The sequence below is a fragment of the Micromonospora sp. NPDC047753 genome (genome assembly GCF_040642735.1).
Taxonomy (GTDB): domain Bacteria; phylum Actinomycetota; class Actinomycetes; order Mycobacteriales; family Micromonosporaceae; genus Micromonospora.
The window spans coordinates 1-15,585 of the sequence record NZ_JBEYSL010000107.1 but is presented as its reverse complement, the minus strand read 5'-3'; the positions used below and the strand labels follow the sequence as shown (position 1 = coordinate 15,585).

The window sequence follows — 15,585 nt, the reverse complement described above, 5'->3', positions numbered from 1 at the left end:
GTTCCGTACCGAGTACGCCGTACCTCGGTGGTGATCCGGGCCCGGGCCGCCCGTAGTCGGGCATTCCGTGGTCGTCGGGCCCGGCTCGGCGGGGCATCGCCGCCCTCCTCCGCACGCCACGCCCGTTCCAGCATCGTCGCCGCCCGGGAGACCGCGTCGTAGGGCATTCCCTCGAGAGCCGCCAGCGCCACCACTGTCGCTCGCTGGTCGAATTCGGTGATGCCGTCCAGCCAGTCTTCGACATCGAGCCGGCGGCGGTCCTCGAACCGGGCGAGCGCTTCATTGATGGTGCTCTCGCCCTTTGTCGTCTCGGCAAGATCCTGGGCTAGCTCGACCAACTGCTGGACATCGAAGGCGTCGATCTCGACGGCCTGTAACACCTCCATCAGGCCATCCGCCTTCAGGAGGGCGTCCGCCTCCCGGGGCGAGCTGAGGTGCTCGGCAAGGTGGCTGGCTACCAGGTCGTACGCCGACGGCGGTGCGTCAAGGACCCGGGCGAGCCGGGCCACGGCGTGGTCGTGCAGCCGCCGCTCGGCGTCCAGGATCAGCACCAATCTGGCATCCCGCTTCGCGAAGCGCTCCTCCAGTGCGGAGATGTCCCGCTCGCGCAGCTCGCCGAGCTGCGTGGCGGTGAGTCGTTCGACCACGTAGCCGCAGCCCTTGGGTAGCTCCTCCACCTGGAGTGTGGCGAGCGATCCGTTGAAACGCAGTTCGTGGATCGCCTTCATACCGGACATGAGCTGGATGGCGGTAGTGGAGCTTCCCCAGCGCCGACGCGCCCGCAGCAGGATCACCCGGTCATCGCCGGCGGTTGCGACGAGATCGGGGTACCCGCTGGGTTGGACGAAGACCCGGGCGATGCGTTCGATGGTGCTCACCGCGATCGTCGACAGTAGGGCACTCGCGCTGTCCCGGCCGAACGTCGCGTCACCGCCGGTGATCGACCCGGTGACGTTGATCTTATGGCCGATGAGCGTCACGTTCGACGTCCGTCCGCCAAAGGCACCGATCGCGTCGGCCAACGACTCGCGGAAGTCCTCCTGCTCTCGCGCCTGGTCCTCGTTCCCCGCCTGTTCAGCGTCGGGGTGCTTCGGCTTCGGGTTGGTCAGTGCTTCGTCCAGCGGGGTCTTTCCCCGGCCACCCGCTGCTGCCGCCTCGTCGGTCGCCGTCGGGGCACCGGAGGGCTCGGGGTTCACCTCATCGGCCAAAGTAATCACCGCCAGTGATCGGGCCCTCGATGTCCAGCCGTTTTGCGCGGATGTTCACGGAGCTGTGCCGCCCGTTGCTTGCCGGAGACGGGGTCCTGGGCGGCCGTGGAACGTGCGCAACGAGCACCTCGACCAGTCGGGCGAGATCCTGATCGGAGCTGTGGTCGCGCAGCTCGAATGATTGCCGACGATGCAGCGTCGCGATATCGCCGGGCAACTGGTCTGCCTTTGGTAGAGGCGCTCCGGCGAGAAGGACGGGTATCACCTCGATACTTCGCTTCAACGCCCGGCGGATCTCCATTCGGACGTAATCTTTCGGATTGTCGAGCCGCCGGGCACCCGACGAGTCGGAGATCGTCAACCAATTCGGCCCGATGAGGGCGAGCAGTACTTTGCTCCGCTTGAGCTGCCGGGAGAGCTCGGGCGGGAAATCGGTACCAGGACGCATCGAACGACGATCCCGGAAAATCTGGCCCTCACCGAATTCGCGACACAATCGTTGATCAATGAGATCAACTGCGTAGGAAGCGTCGCCGGTGCGGTAGTTGATGAAAACACCGGTCATTAGGCTGCCTTTCTGGCACGTCGGCCCCAGCTACCCGCGGACCGTCTTCGGTAGGGTCGACAAATGTCGCTCACTGCGGGATCACGAACCGATGCAGGGATGGATTGTTGGCAAAAGCCGGTGTGACGAATCCTGTCAGTCAGGATGGCGGCGCGGCAATCCGTTGTCCTCACCCAAATGGATGGACAACAGTGCTCGGTGCGCGAAAATGTGGTCCTGTGGCGGAGTGGCGAAGCTGATCAGCCGCGCGAGCGCTATCCGAAAGGACTACGCTCTGTACCGTAGTGGCTCCGGTGTGTTGGAGTGAAGGGCGAGAGTGAGACCCGGCATGATGTGCCGGACGCTGTGCTGCCGTCGCGACCGGCCGAGTTCGCGGTTCAATCGACGTAGATCGTGGCGCACGGTCGCGGAATCGATCGTGCCGGCGCGGTCGAGCACCGGTCGCAGGACCTCGCAGGCTCGTTCGACCTGGCCAACGGTGGCTGCGGCCAGGGCGAGGCGTGCCCCATATCGCGCCCTGGTCCGGTGCGCGTCCGGCGCTATCGAGCCCAACTCGCGGTCCAGGATCTCGGCCGCCTCGAGTGGTCGTCCGAGGTCCTGCAGACACCACGCGGTCACGAACGCGATCGGATCCGTCATCGTCGCGCTGCCGAGAGTCGGGCCGTCGGCGGCCTCCGCGTGGCCGGCCCGCATAAACTCGGCCGCCCGCTCCAGCGCTCGGTGGCAGGCTCGCTCATCGCCGACAATGGCGTGGCCCTGCGCCTCACGCTGGGCCGCGAAGCTGCGGATGCGTGCGCTGCGGGATCGGGTCTGGGCCTCTCGGGCGAGCGCCTTCGTGGCGATCGGGTCACCTCGGTAGAGAGCCAGTTCCGCGCGGCGGACCAACCCATAGGATTCCAGCTCCGGATCCCCACCTGCGGTCGCGAGCCTGATGGCGTGCGCCGTCCACCACAACGCGGCGGTCTCATCGCCTTTCTCCTGCGCCATCCAGCCGGTGTACTCGGCGAAACGGGATGCCAATCGCAACGCCTCGCCCCGGCTCGATGAATGGTTATCGGTGGCAAGACCCTGTACGGCGTTGGTCGTCGCGATGAGAATCTGGCTGACCATGCCCGGCGGTGCACTCTGCCCGAGTCGCCGGAGTTCGTCCAACCAGCCCCGGAAAATCGGCAGAGTGGACTCTGCGGCGCCGACCCGGTCGAGCGGCGGGGTGATCGCCCAGCTCATCAGGGTTGCCGCGCCGGCGGTCAGGACCGAGCGTCGATCGTAGGCGCCGAAATCGTTCTGCCCATCGCTGGTCAACCGCATCGTCCACACCTCCTCGCGCGAGTCGAAGTCGGGGTCGGGGTCGGAGTCGGAGCCCGGAACGGGAGCTGTTGGCTGCACCAGCCGGGCCAATGCCCCGGACGCGCCAAGTCCCTGGTCACAACGCCGGGCCAATGCTTGGCTGGGCTTCTTAATACCAGATTCGATCTTGCTGAGGTGACTCTTGCTGTAGTTGACACGCTGGGCAAAATGCGAAAGCGACAGTCCCGCTTCCGTCCTTAGTCTGCGCAACTCGGCACCGAACGATAGCGGCTGAATCTGTTCGTCCACCATGTTTCACCACGCGTCTCCTGAGGCCCGATGCAAAGGGGGTCGGACAACTTACTGTGCGGGTGTGGAAATTTCGAAGCAATGGGCCATCCGGGTGGCGGCGACACCCGTCGGTTGGCTCGTGTCGGATTGCCGATGCTCTTGCTCAGGGTGCCCGTCGTCCGACGATGATGCCGCCGAGCCGGCTCTCCGCCGAGGTGACAGTGGTCTGCGAGTCGACGGTGAACCCGCTCTGGCGCAGCCAGGCCGCCACCTGGGCCGGCTGCCGACGATGGACGCGCACGTTCATCGGGTGCCCGCCGTACCCCTCGGTCTTCAGGGTCGTCTCGTCGCCCACGTGGAAGCCGAGCAGCAGCGGGCCACCGGGGCGCACCACCCGCCGGAAGTGCGCGAACACGACGCCGATCTGGTCGTCGGGGATGTGGATGAGGGAGTACCAGGCGACCAGGCCGGCGACCGAGCCGTCGGCCAGATCGAGGTCGGTCATCGAGCCGACCTCGAACCTCAGCTCACTGTGGTCACGGCGGGCCACGTCGATCATCCCGGGCGAGAGGTCGATCCCGAAGGCGTCCACGCCGAGCGTGTGCAGGTGGGCGGTGATGCGCCCCGTTCCGCAGCCCACGTCCGCGACCGGCCCACCGCCGGCGGCCAGCACCAGCTCCGCGAACGAGGCCAGAGCAGCTCGTTCGTACGGTGCTTCCGCAAGGAGGTCACGCACCAGGCGCGCGTAGCTGACTGCCACAGTGTCGTAGGAGGTGCGAGTATCAGACAGCCAGCCGTCTACCGTCACGACGCCAACGTTAGTTCAGCGACACGACCGGCACCTTGGAGGCGTTCACCCATGACTCCCGCACCGGTGATCGTGAGCCTGCCCATCGCCGACCGTCCCACCTCCTACCGGTTCTACCGCGACGGCCTCGGCCTCGAAGCCGTGGGCGAGTTGGCCGACGACGGCCTCCCGGAGCCGTTGCAGTTCGTGGTCAACGACGGGCTGCGGCTGATGCTCATTCCGGCCGGCGGCTTCGGTTGGGTGATCGGCCGGCACGAGGTCGCCCGGAGGGGCCAGAGCGAGTGTCTGCTGAACCTCACTGTCGACTCGCCTGTCGACGCGGACGCGGTCGTCGAGCGGGCCCGCGCTGCCGGCGCCGAGGTCATCACCGAGACGTCCGACCACCCCTGGGGGTACGCGGGCGTCTTCGCCGACCCGGATGGTCACTTGTGGATGGTCTCCGCCGCGGAGTCCTGAAAGCGTCGGTGGTGGTGGTTACGGTCTTGCGGTGACCGTGACCACCGATGCCCCTGGAACGCTGCCCACCCCTGCCGACGAGGCCCGGCTGTGGGCACTCATCGAGTCGGCCTGGGCCGAGTTGGGCGCCGAGCCCCTGGCGCTGCGTCAGGCCCTCGTCGAGCGCGACCCCGCCGCTGACGACGGCGATGACGTCGACGATGACGGCCCGTCCTACGCGATCGACGCCTGGCTTGATGCCTTCCTGGACCGGCTCGGGCAGTTGACCGCCGGGCTGACCGGGCAGGAGCTGACCGATCTGGACCGGGTGGTGGAGCGCAAGCTGTACGACATCGATCGGGAGGACATCCACGAGGTGACCGACGGGTCGGACGACGGCTTCCTCTACGCCCGCGGTTTCATCGTCGCCCTGGGTCGGGCCTACTACGAAGCTGTTCGTGCCGACCCCGCGATGGCGCTGCTGGACGCCGACTGCGAAGGCATGTGTTACCTCTTCGCGCACCTGCACAACGACCGGTTCGGTTCGTGGCCGGAGACCGGCTCGGGGATCTCTCGGGAGTCGTTCGGCAACCCGGACGGTTGGTCGGCCTGGCGTGCCGACGAGCCGGACCGGTCGCAGCCGGCCGAGGCGTAGCCGATCCGGCCTGGAAGGGCCGATCAGACGTAGATCTTCGTGGCGTACTCGGGGCCGTAGTGCCGTTCCAGGTCTTCGAGGCTCTCCGTCGGGGCCTCGACCTCCTTGATCAGGCGTGCCCGGGACGGCAGTGCCTCGGGCTGCCAGGTCTCCGGCCGCCACAGCGCGGACCGCAGGAACGCCTTCGCGCAGTGGTAGAAGATCTGCTCGATCTCCACCACCACGGCGAGCACCGGCCGGTGCCCCTTGACCACCATGTCGCCGAACCAGGGCGCGTCGCTGACCAGGCGGGCCCGCCCGTTGATGCGCAGCGTGTCGGTCCGCCCGGGGATCAGGAAGAGCAACCCGATGTGCGGGTTGTCGAGGATGTTGCGGTAGCCGTCGGCCCGCTTGTTGCCGGGCCGCTCGGGGAGGGCGATTGTCGTGTCGTCCAGCACCAGGGCGAACCCGGCCGGGTCGCCCTTGGGTGAGACGTCGCAGCTGCCGTCCGCGCCGGCTGTGGCCATCAGGCAGAACGGCGAGGCACCGAGCCACTCGCGGTCCCGTTCGTGCAGGCGGGTGCGGTCCTTGTTGGCGGCCCGCGTGCTCGGCTCACCGAGCAACTCGCGCAACTCCTCGTGCGAGGTGATCTCCACCGTCACGTTGGTCCTCCCTCAGGCGTTGACCCGGTGGTGGGCACCACCGTCATCAGCCTAGGCCGCCGTGACCAGCGCGAGGTTTGTGCCGGGTTGCCGGGGGTACGGCCTCACCCGACGCGCTCGCCGACGTGGACCGTTCCGCAGGACGCCGACCAGTGGAGGCCGGGAGATGGAGAGCCGACTCAAGGTGCTGGGTCACCCAGTCCATCCGATGCTTGTCATGTTCCCGGTGGCGCTGCTGGCCACTGCGGTGCTGTTCGACCTGGTGGACACCGTCGGCGGTCCCGACTTCCTCGGCGAGGTCGCGTACTGGAACATCACCGTCGGCCTGATCGGCGGCCTGCTTGCCGCGGCGGCCGGCTCGTTCGACCTGCTGGCGATACCGAGCGGCACCCGCGCCAAGCGGGTGGGTCTGCTGCACGCGGGCGCCAACGTCGCGGTGATCCTGCTCTTCGCCGCCGTGTGGGCGGTGCGGCTCAACGCGGACTCCCGGGCCGCCGGCGGGGCGCTGATCGCCATCGAGCTGGTCGCGGTGGCGATCCTCGGCATCAGCGCCTGGCTCGGTGGCGAGCTGGTCGACCGGCTCGGTGTGGGCGTCGACCGTGACGCCGGCCTGGACGCGCCCAGCTCACTACGGCCGCCGACGGCCGCCCAGCGGATCGGAGAGGTGTGATGAGCGAGCAGCAGTTTGGCGGCTTCGGCCGGGGGTGGCGCGGCAGCCGGCAGCAGGGCTGGGACCCGATGGGGGAGTTGCAGTCGCTGCGCTCCGAGTTGAGTCGCCTGGTCGGTGGTCGCGGCGGGGCGTCCGACGTCGAGTTGACCGAGACCTCGGACGGCTGGGAGGTCGTCGTCCGGTTGCCCGGGGTGGCGCCGGAGGAGGTGGCCGTCGAGTTGGACGACCGCGAGTTGTGCGTGCGGGCCCGCTCGGAGGCGGAGGTCAACGCCGACCACGGGATCCCCGGCGGCTTTGAGACGCGCGGCTTCGAATACCGGGTCAACCTGCCGGCGCGGGTCGACCCGGACACCATCGACGCGGTGATGGACCACGGCCTGCTCCGGGTGCGCCTGCCACGGGCGACGCGGCCCGCGCCGCGCACCATCACCGTCGGCCGCACCGGGCCGCGCTCCGGCGACCTCTCCACGGGTACGCCGATGCCAGCCGATCCCGCCGCGGACCGGGAGCTGCACCGCCCGGACACCGTCGGCGAGATCGACCGGCCGTAGCGGGTCGGGTGGTCACCCCGTCCGTGCTCGGCCCGACCGCCGAGCGCCTTCCCGACGTACGGCGGATCGCCGTGCTGCGCGCCAACGCGCTCGGTGACTTCATCTTCGCCCTGCCGGCGCTGGACGCCTTGCGTAGCGCGTACCCCTCGGCGGAGATCGTGCTGCTCGGGGCGCCGTGGCACGCGAAGCTCTGGCGCGACCGGCCCGGCCCGGTGGACCGGGTGCTGGTGGTGCCGCCGGCCCCCGGCATCCGTACGCCGGAGCCGGGCGAGCCGGAGTCGTCGATCGACGACTTCGTGGCCGCTGCCGCCGCTGCGGAATTCGACCTGGCGGTGCAGATCCACGGCGGGGGTGCCAACTCCAACCCGCTGATCAGCCGGCTCGGTGCCCGGTTGACCGTCGGCCTGCGCGCCGAGGACGCGCCGCCGCTGGACCGTTGGCTGCGCTACGTCTACTACCAGCACGAGGTGATCCGCTACCTGGAGGTGGTGGCGCTGGCGGGAGCGCCGGCCACCACCATCACGCCGACGCTGACGGTGACCGACGCCGACCGGGCCGAGGCCGCCCAGGTGCTCGGCCCGGCTGGCCGTCCCCGGGTGGCGTTGCATCCGGGTGCCACCGACACCCGCCGCCGCTGGCCCGCCGAGCGCTTCGCCGAGGTGGCCCGTGCGCTGCACGAGGACGGCTACGAGGTGCTGGTCACCGGAACGCCCTCCGAGCAGGAGGTGGTGGACCGCGTCGTCGCTGCGGCGCAGGTGCCGGTGCGCCCACAGGTGGGCACGCTCAGCCTGGGTGGTTTGGTGGGCTGCTACGCCGACTGTGCGTTGGTCGTCTCGAACGACACCGGCCCGCTGCACCTGGCCGCCGCGGTGGGCACGCCAACGGTGGGCATATTCTGGGTCGGCAACCTGATCAACGGGGCCAGCCCGCTGCGGGGCCGGCACCGCCCGATCAGCTCGTGGACGGTGCACTGCCCGGTCTGCGGGGTCGACTGCACGCCGGGCATCTATCCGCACCGACCCGGCGACGGTGACTGCCCGCATCGGGACTCGTTCGTGACCGACGTACCGGTGATCGAGGTGCTGGAAGCGGCCCGGGAGTTGCTCACCCGGTAGTTCAGGCCGGCTGCGGGGTGTCCTCCTCGGCGAGGACGACCTCCCACGCCTCCACGTCCCGGTCGGTGACGGTGGTGGGGGACTCCAGGTGGTACGCGCCGCTGGGCAGGATGCCCGCGCCGCCGTAGCGGGACAACACGGCCAGCTGCGCCGCCACGTCCTCGCCCTGGTGCTTCTCCTGCACCCGACGCCAGAAGTCGAAGCCGCCGGCCTCGACGAGCTTGGCCCGGTCGTAGAGCACGCACCCGCCGATCCAGGAGACCTTGTACGCCCGCCACGTGCCCGGCGGCAGCGCCAACTGCTCGGTGATGTGCAGCAGGTTCGCGGCCGAGTGGATCCGGGCCCGGTTCCACTGCGGGGTGTCGGGTCGGATGCGCTCCGGTGTGGGCGGCCCGACCCACTCCTCGTAGTGGCCGTGCGACTCCGGCCGCACGTCGTCGGTGTACGAGAGCCCGTGCACGCCGTTGCCGACGAACCCGCAGCCCAGCTCACCGATCGCGGTCACCAGTCGGTGCAGCGAACCCGGTTCCAGCCAGATGTCGTCGTCGAGGCTGAGGACGTACCGGGCGGCCGAGGCGGCGAGCAGGTAGGCGCGGTGTTCGGCCAACCCCCGTCGGGGCAGCCGGCGGGTCAGCAGCACCGGGTGGCCCCGGTGGCGCAGCGCCCGGACCATTGTGGCCGCGGCGGGATGCGCGTACGCCGGATCCCCGTCGGACTGATCGCTGACGACCACGCCGAAGCCGGGCACCCCGTCCTGGGCGGCGAGCCCGCCCAGGGTGACGGCCAGTTCGGCGGGCCGGTTCCGGGTCGGAATCAGCACGTCGACCAGCCGGTCGGTGCGGAACTCCTCCGGGGTGCCGGCGTCGAGGGGGCGGTTCACGACGCCTGGGTGCGCAGCGACGGGTCGGGCTCCCGGTCGTCGAGGTGTGGCGACGGGTCCTGGCTGTGCGACCGGATCCGCTCGATGATCGCGGAGGTGGACCGGTCCGGCACGTACCCCAGGGTGCGCACCTGGCCGCCCAGGCGGCGCACCAGCGGCGCCTCCGGCACCAGCTCCGGCGGATAGTCGCCGCCCTTGACGTACACGTCAGGTCGGACCGCCTCGATCAGCGCCGCTGGTGAATCCTCCTCGAAGACCACCACGTGGTCCACGCAGGCGAGCGCGGCGAGCAGGGCACCCCGGTCCTCGACCGGGTTGACCGGCCGGTCCGGGCCCTTCAGCCGTCGTACGCTGCCGTCCGAGTTGACCGCCACGATGAGCAGGTCGCCCAACGCGCGGGCCTGCTCCAGGTAGCGCACATGCCCGCGATGCAGCACGTCGAAGCAGCCGTTGGTGAAGACCACCGACCGTCCCGCCTCGCGGTACCCGGCGACGATCGTGTCCAACTCGTCGCCGCTGACCAGCGCGGGGTGGCTCGTGGTGTCGGTCGGCCGGCCCAACGCGGCGAGCAGGTCGTCGCGTCGGCACACGCAGGTGCCGGTGTCCGAGACGGTGATGGTGGCCGCGAGTTGGGCGAGTTGGGCGGCGGTGGGCAGGGGCGCGTCGGCGGCCAGGGCCAACGTCATCGCCGCCAGGTACGCGTCGCCGGCGCCCACGGCGTGGCTTGCCGGCACCGGAGTGCTGTGGCTGCGGCGTGGCTCCCCGTCGGCGCCGCCGACCACCGCGCCCTCGGTGTCCAGGGTCACCGCGACCACGTCGGCACCGGTGTGCGCACGCAGTTCGGCCAGCCGCGACTTGGCCAGGACGGCCCGGTCGACGCCCTCTCCGGCCCGGGTGTTCACAGTGACGCCGGTGCCGGTGACGCTGAGCCCGTCGCCGGTGAGGGCGACCCGTCCCTCGCTCGGCGTGGGCTCGCCGACCGGCCCCGGGCGGTCGGCCCGGGTCAGCTCGGCGACGGTGTCGTCGGCCCGTCCCGCCCCCGGGGCCGCGCCGACGGTCATCTCGGACGGCCCGTCGACGGGGTCGCCGTCCGGGTGTTCCAGGTGCAGTTCGGTCCCGCCGGTCGGTCGGGTCGTACCGCCCGCGCGGGCCAACAGTCGGGTCGCCTCGGCGAAGCTGGGGGTGACCACTGTCGGCGCGAGACCCCGCCAGTCGGCCAGGTCGTGTGCGTCCAGCGCGACCGTGGCGTACCGCTGGCGGTTCTCGACCAGCCACGCGCGGACCGGCGCGGGCAGCGCGCCCAGGCCGTAGTCGCAGACCACCAGGGTCGGCGCCTCCCCACCGGCGGCGGCGCGCAACTCCTCGGTGGCGCAGCTCAGGGCGGTGAGCAGTCGGCTCACCCCGTCGTGGTCCAGCGCGTCCTCCGGGTCGCCGGAGTCCTCACGCAGCAGGATCTGGTTGCCGGCCAACATTCGCCGCTTCACCGGTGTGGGGCGCCCGGGCTGGTTGACGGTGCGGTCCCAGACGCTCGCGCGGTCCAGGCAGTCGTGCAGTTCGTCCCCGGCGACGTCGGCGCCGACCGGTGCCACCAGCACCGCCCGGCCGCCGAGGGCGGCGACGTTGACTGCGGTGTTCGCGGCCCCGCCGGCGGCGGAGATCCGCCGACGCAGGGTGAGGACCGGGGCGGGCGCCTCCCGGCAGAGCCGGTCGGAGTCGGCGAACCGCCATTCGTCCAACATGGCGTCACCGACGATCAGGACTGGGCGTCCGAGCCAGCTCTCCACGACGGTGGCGAGCCGGCGCTGCTCCGCTGCTGCTCCTGCCATGCCTCCCCGGGTCCCCAGCGGCCTGGCGGACAAACCTGCGCGCCGACCGTCCCGCCGCTGGTCAGGCGGTCTTCGGCGGTGTCTGACCGGTCCGAGCCGGTCCGATACCGGTCCGACCTGTTTCGGGCGTTCGAGGGCGGGAAGGGGATTGAGGTACCCCCGGAAAGGAGATGTACCGAGATGGCAGCGACATTGCAGGGCAAGCGGGTCGCCTTCCTGGCCGCCGACGGCGTCGAGGAGGTCGAGTACGTCCAGCCACGCGAGGCGGTAGAGGCCGCTGGCGCGACGGCCGAGCTGGTCTCGCTGAAGCCCGGTTCCATCCAGTCCTTCAACCACCTGGACCACTCCAAGACGTACGACGTGGACGTGACCGTCGACAAGGCCGACGTCGCCGGCTACGACGCGTTGGTGCTGCCCGGAGGGGTGGCGAACCCGGACTTCCTGCGGGGCGACCCGGACGCGGTGCGGTTCGTGAAGGCGTTCTTCGACGCGGGCAAGCCCGTCGGGGTGATCTGTCACGGCCCGTGGACGCTGATCGAGGCGGACGTGGTGCGTGGCCGCCGGATCACCTCCTGGCCCACCCTCCGTACCGACCTGACCAACGCGGGAGCCACCTGGGTGGACGAGGAGTGCGTCACCGACGGCAACCTGACCAGCAGCCGCAAACCCGACGACCTCCCCGCCTTCTGCGCAACGATCACCAAAACCTTCACAACCCCCTAGATCCCCCCAATCCCTGTTGATCATGAAGTTATTGCCACCTCGCGTGGCGTGTCGTGGCAATAACTTCATGATCAACGCTGGTGGCGGGGTGGGTCGGGCCGGGGTGGGGTGGGTCGGGCGGGGTGGGTCGGGGTGGGGCGGGGTTTTTTGGTGGGTTGGCGCATGTTCTGCGGCTCGCGGGATAGAAGGCCACATGACCACCGAAGCCTCAGATGCGCCGGTGCTGAACCGTCAGCAGATCCGGCTGCTCATGTTGGGCCTGATGACCGGCATGCTGCTGGCCGCACTCGACCAGACCATCGTCGGTACGGCGCTGCCGACCATCGTGGGCGAGCTGGGCGGGATCAACCACTACTCGTGGGTGGTCACCGCGTACCTGCTCGCCTCGACCGCGTCGACGCCGCTCTACGGCAAGATGGCCGACCTGTACGGGCGTCGGCCGGTCTTCCTCTTCTCGATCGGCACGTTCCTGGTCGGGTCGTTGCTGGCCGGGCTGTCGCAGAACATGACCCAGCTGATCGTCACCCGGGGTATCCAGGGCCTCGGCGCCGGTGGTCTGCTGACGCTCGCGTTCACCATCATCTCGGACGTGGTGTCTCCCCGGGAACGTGGTAAGTACCAGGGCCTCTTCGGCGCGGTCTTCGGGATCTCGTCGGTCGCCGGGCCGCTCGTGGGCGGTTACTTCGCGGAGACGGACTGGAGGTGGATCTTCTACATCAACGTGCCGCTGGCCATCCTGGCGATCGTCGTCTGCTACCACGTGATGCGGCTGATCCCGTTCGAACGTCGGAACCACTCGATCGACTGGCTCGGTGCCGGCCTGCTGGTGGCCGGGGTGAGTTCCCTGCTGCTCGCGCTGAGCTGGGGCGGCAACGAGTACGCCTGGGGCTCTGGCGTGATCATCACGTTGTTCGTGGTCGGTGCGGTGCTGGGGGTGCTCTTCGTCCTCCAGGAGGCCCGGGTGGCCGAGCCGATCCTGCCGCTGCGGCTGTTCCGGAACGCCACCTTCGCGTTGGCCAACTCGGCGCTGCTCGTCATCGGTCTGGTGATGTTCGGTTCGATCATCTTCATTCCGCTGTACCTGCAGATCGTGAAGGGCGCCTCGCCGACCCGGAGCGGTCTGCTGATGCTGCCGATGATGGCCGGCATCATCATCACCTCGATCCTGACCGGCCGCGCGATGACCCGGATCGGCCGCTACAAGTGGTTCCCGGTGGCCGGTTCGGCGACCCTCCTGGTCGGCATGTTCCTCTTCACCCAGTTGGAGGTGGCCACCTCGCTCTGGGTGGCGTTCGGGTACATGGTGGTGATCGGCGTCGGGCTGGGTCTGTGCATGCAGTCGCTGATCCTGGCGGTGCAGAACGCGGTTTCGGTACGCGACCTGGGTGCCGGCACCTCCTCGGCGACCTTCTTCCGGTCGCTGGGTGGTTCGTTCGGGGTGGCGATCCTCGGCACTGTGCTCTCGTCCCGGCTGACCGGTGGGCTCGCCGACCGGTTGCCCGGCGCGATCGCGCAGCTCCCGCCGCAGGAGCAGGCCGCGGTCGCGGCGAGTGGCGGCGCCAACATCTCGATCAACGATCCGGCCACCATCCTGGCCCTGCCGGGGCCGGTGCGCGCGGCCATCCAGGGTGCCTTCGTCGACGCGCTGGACATGGTCTTCCTGACGGCCGGCCTGATCGCGATCGTGGCGGTCGTGGTGACCCTGACCCTGCCCAACACGCAGCTGCGGGGTGCCGGCCCGAAGGGTGCCACCGGTGGCGCCGACCCGCTCGGCGGGGAGGCCCCGGCTCCGGGCGGCAAGCCGTTGACCCGCGAGTCGAAGGAGGAGGCGGCCGCCGACATGGAGGCCAAGTCCCAGACGATGATCTGAGCGTCTCGACACCGACCGTCCCGGATCGCTCCGGGGCGGTCGGCGTCAGCCGGGGCGTGGGTGGTCAGGCGGGGCGGCGGCGGTCAGGCGGGGCGGCGGTACGCGCCGTACCACCAGGTCGACCCGAGGTGCGGCCGCCCTACTTGAGGATGAGCCGGTTCGTCTTCTCGAAGACGTCCAGGTCGGCAAGGGTTTCGATGACCGAGGTGGAGAGTGGCGTCGGAAACCGGTCGCGGGCGAAGAAGCCGGCGTCGGTGGTCTCGTCGGTGACCCGGGCCAACTGCCCGTCCCACTCCTCGACCTTGAACGCGGTCGTGAACACCTGGTACGTGTGCCCGTACATGTTGGTGCTCGTCCGGTCCGGGCCGGTGTAGAGGGCGAACGCGCAGACCCGCAGCGCGCGCAGGCCGGTCTCCTCACGGACCTCGCGTACCGCGCAGTCGGCTATCGACTCGCCCAGCTCCATCGCGCCGGCCGGCATGGCCCACTGGCCGTTGTCCGAGCGTTTGATCAGCAGAACGCGTCCGGCGTCGTCGTTGACCACGGCACGAGCGCCGACGAACATCAGCGTCCGATCGCCGGCGATCGCGCGCAACTGCCCCACGTACGAGTCGGCCCAGGAGATGCTCACCTGCGACAACTTACCGGGGGTTCCCAACGTGTGACCGGCGACACTAGCTTGTTACCCATGCGTAGCACGATGATGGACGCCCCTCTGCAGATCTCCCGAATCCTCGACCACGGTGCACTGGTGCACGGCACGGCCGAGGTGGTCACCTGGACGGGCGCCGAGCCCCGCCGGATGACGTACGCCGAGGTGGGCCGGGCTGCCGCCCGGCTGGCACACGGGCTACGCGACGAGTGTGGGGTGACCGGCGACGAGCGGGTCGCGACCTTCATGTGGAACAACAACGAGCACCTGGTCGCCTACTTCGCGGTGCCGAGCATGGGCGCGGTGCTGCACACGCTCAACATCCGGCTCTTCCCCGACCAGGTCGTCTACATCGCCAACCACGCCGAGGACCGGGTGGTCCTCGTCGACAGCACTCTGATCCCGCTGCTGGCCCGGGTGATCGGTGAGCTGACCACGGTGCGGCACGTCGTGGTGGTCGGCGGTGGTGACCCGGCGCCGCTGGTGGCCGCGGCCGGCGACCGGATCACTGTGCACCACTGGGACGCGTTGCTCGCCGACCGGCCCGACACGTACGACTGGCCCGAGGTGGACGAGCGCGACGCCGCCGCGCTCTGTTACACCTCGGGCACCACCGGCAACCCGAAGGGCGTGGCCTACTCGCACCGGTCGATCTATCTGCACTCGTTGCAGGTCTGCATGCCGGAGGGTTTCGGCCTCGGGCCGACCGACCGCGAGTTGGCCATCGTGCCGATGTTCCACGCCATGTCGTGGGGCCTGCCCTACGCGGCCTTCCTTTCCGGCGCGTCGCTGATCATGCCGGACCGGTTCCTGCAGGCCGCGCCGATCGCCGAGATGATCGCCGTCGAGAAGCCCACCCTGGCTGGTGCGGTGCCGACCATCTGGACCGATCTGCTGGCCTACCTGGACACCCACGACGTGGACACCTCCTCGCTCGGTGAGGTGATCGTCGGCGGCTCGGCGTGCCCTCCGGCGCTGATGCACGCGTTCGAGGAGCGGCACGGTATCGACGTCATCCACGCCTGGGGGATGACCGAGATGTCCCCGCTGGGGTCGGTCTCGCGTCCGCCCGCCGGTGCGACCGGTGACGATGCCTGGCGCTACCGCTACACCCAGGGGCGGGTGCCGGCGGGCGTGCAGGCGCGGATCGTCGGCCCGTCGGGCGACCCGATGCCCGCCGACGGCACGGCCGTGGGTGAGCTGGAGGTCCGGGGGCCGTGGGTGACCGCCAGGTACGTCGGTGACGACGCCCCGGACGAGGAGAAGTTCCGCGACGGCTGGCTGCGGACCGGCGATGTGGGCACCCTCTCGCGGGACGGGTACATCAACCTGACCGACCGCGCCAAGGACGTGATCAAGTCCGGCGGCGAGTGGATCTCGTCGGTGGAGTTGGAGAACGCCTTGATGG

At 69.9% G+C, this 15,585-nt stretch carries 16 protein-coding genes; 8 read left to right on the top strand and 8 right to left on the bottom strand.

The genetic code is table 11. The features are described 5' to 3' along the window. From ABZ749_RS12240 to ABZ749_RS12225, 4 genes are all read right to left on the bottom strand, one after another. The coding region (locus ABZ749_RS12240; protein WP_357226650.1) for a hypothetical protein at positions 1-1,208 on the bottom strand (1,208 nt) is incomplete at its 3' end. Further along, entirely contained in the window at positions 1,198-1,773 is a 576-nt protein-coding gene (locus ABZ749_RS12235; RefSeq protein ID WP_357226646.1) for a TIR domain-containing protein, read from the bottom strand. The genes ABZ749_RS12235 and ABZ749_RS12240, both read right to left, overlap by 11 nt. Positions 1,774-2,040: 267 nt before the next feature. After that, positions 2,041-3,372, bottom strand: a complete 1,332-nt coding sequence (locus tag ABZ749_RS12230; protein WP_357226643.1) for a helix-turn-helix transcriptional regulator — start codon at positions 3,370-3,372, stop codon at positions 2,041-2,043. A 142-nt stretch (positions 3,373-3,514) separates the two neighbouring features. Next, positions 3,515-4,159: a class I SAM-dependent methyltransferase gene (locus tag ABZ749_RS12225; protein ID WP_357226640.1), complete on the bottom strand. Its 645-nt coding sequence runs from the start codon at positions 4,157-4,159 to the stop codon at positions 3,515-3,517. Between the two features lie 51 nt (positions 4,160-4,210). Between ABZ749_RS12225 and ABZ749_RS12220 the strand changes: the two genes are divergently transcribed. Both ABZ749_RS12220 and ABZ749_RS12215 read left to right on the top strand, forming a co-directional pair. Next, complete coding sequence (locus tag ABZ749_RS12220; RefSeq protein WP_357226636.1) at positions 4,211-4,615, top strand: VOC family protein; 405 nt, start codon at positions 4,211-4,213, stop codon at positions 4,613-4,615. Positions 4,616-4,646: 31 nt separating this feature from the next. Continuing rightward, positions 4,647-5,249, top strand: a complete 603-nt coding sequence (locus tag ABZ749_RS12215) for a DUF4240 domain-containing protein (RefSeq protein WP_357226632.1) — start codon at positions 4,647-4,649, stop codon at positions 5,247-5,249. 23 nt (positions 5,250-5,272) lie between these two features. Here the strand turns inward: ABZ749_RS12215 and ABZ749_RS12210 are convergent, their stop codons facing one another. Continuing rightward, positions 5,273-5,890: a pyridoxamine 5'-phosphate oxidase family protein gene (locus tag ABZ749_RS12210; protein WP_357226629.1), complete on the bottom strand. Its 618-nt coding sequence runs from the start codon at positions 5,888-5,890 to the stop codon at positions 5,273-5,275. A gap of 166 nt (positions 5,891-6,056) precedes the next feature. Between ABZ749_RS12210 and ABZ749_RS12205 the strand changes: the two genes are divergently transcribed. From ABZ749_RS12205 to ABZ749_RS12195, 3 genes are read left to right on the top strand one after another with little or no spacing between them, the layout of a single operon-like run. Beyond that, on the top strand, positions 6,057-6,560 hold the full coding sequence (locus ABZ749_RS12205) for a DUF2231 domain-containing protein (RefSeq protein ID WP_357226625.1): 504 nt from the start codon (positions 6,057-6,059) through the stop codon (positions 6,558-6,560). Then, positions 6,560-7,111, top strand: a complete 552-nt coding sequence (locus ABZ749_RS12200) for an Hsp20/alpha crystallin family protein (RefSeq protein ID WP_357226622.1) — start codon at positions 6,560-6,562, stop codon at positions 7,109-7,111. Before ABZ749_RS12205 ends, ABZ749_RS12200 begins: the two co-directional genes overlap by 1 nt. An 8-nt stretch (positions 7,112-7,119) precedes the next feature. Next, the gene (locus ABZ749_RS12195; RefSeq protein WP_357226617.1) at positions 7,120-8,226 is read left to right on the top strand and encodes a glycosyltransferase family 9 protein; all 1,107 of its coding nucleotides are present in this window, start codon (positions 7,120-7,122) and stop codon (positions 8,224-8,226) included. 1 nt (position 8,227) lies between these two features. On the opposite strand, the gene ABZ749_RS12190 is transcribed toward ABZ749_RS12195, so the two are convergent. Together ABZ749_RS12190 and rfaE2 are read right to left on the bottom strand one after the other, a co-directional pair. Further along, positions 8,228-9,106 (bottom strand): glycosyltransferase family A protein, encoded by an 879-nt coding sequence (locus ABZ749_RS12190; protein ID WP_357226613.1) that lies wholly within the window; start codon positions 9,104-9,106, stop codon positions 8,228-8,230. Further along, entirely contained in the window at positions 9,103-10,932 is a 1,830-nt protein-coding gene (gene rfaE2 / locus ABZ749_RS12185; protein WP_357226607.1) for a D-glycero-beta-D-manno-heptose 1-phosphate adenylyltransferase, read from the bottom strand. The genes ABZ749_RS12190 and rfaE2 overlap by 4 nt, the downstream gene beginning before the upstream one ends. Positions 10,933-11,112: 180 nt before the next feature. Between rfaE2 and ABZ749_RS12180 the strand changes: the two genes are divergently transcribed. Both ABZ749_RS12180 and ABZ749_RS12175 read left to right on the top strand, forming a co-directional pair. Next, positions 11,113-11,655 (top strand): type 1 glutamine amidotransferase domain-containing protein, encoded by a 543-nt coding sequence (locus ABZ749_RS12180; protein WP_357226602.1) that lies wholly within the window; start codon positions 11,113-11,115, stop codon positions 11,653-11,655. 193 nt (positions 11,656-11,848) lie between these two features. Continuing rightward, a complete protein-coding gene (locus ABZ749_RS12175; protein WP_357226600.1) occupies positions 11,849-13,525 on the top strand; it encodes an MDR family MFS transporter in 1,677 nt (558 codons plus the stop codon). A gap of 139 nt (positions 13,526-13,664) precedes the next feature. Here the strand turns inward: ABZ749_RS12175 and ABZ749_RS12170 are convergent, their stop codons facing one another. Continuing rightward, entirely contained in the window at positions 13,665-14,156 is a 492-nt protein-coding gene (locus tag ABZ749_RS12170) for an NUDIX domain-containing protein (protein ID WP_357203793.1), read from the bottom strand. A 57-nt stretch (positions 14,157-14,213) separates the two neighbouring features. On the opposite strand from ABZ749_RS12170, the gene ABZ749_RS12165 reads away from it, so the two are divergent. Further along, on the top strand, positions 14,214-15,585 hold a 1,372-nt coding region (locus tag ABZ749_RS12165), incomplete at its 3' end, for a fatty acid--CoA ligase (protein WP_357226597.1).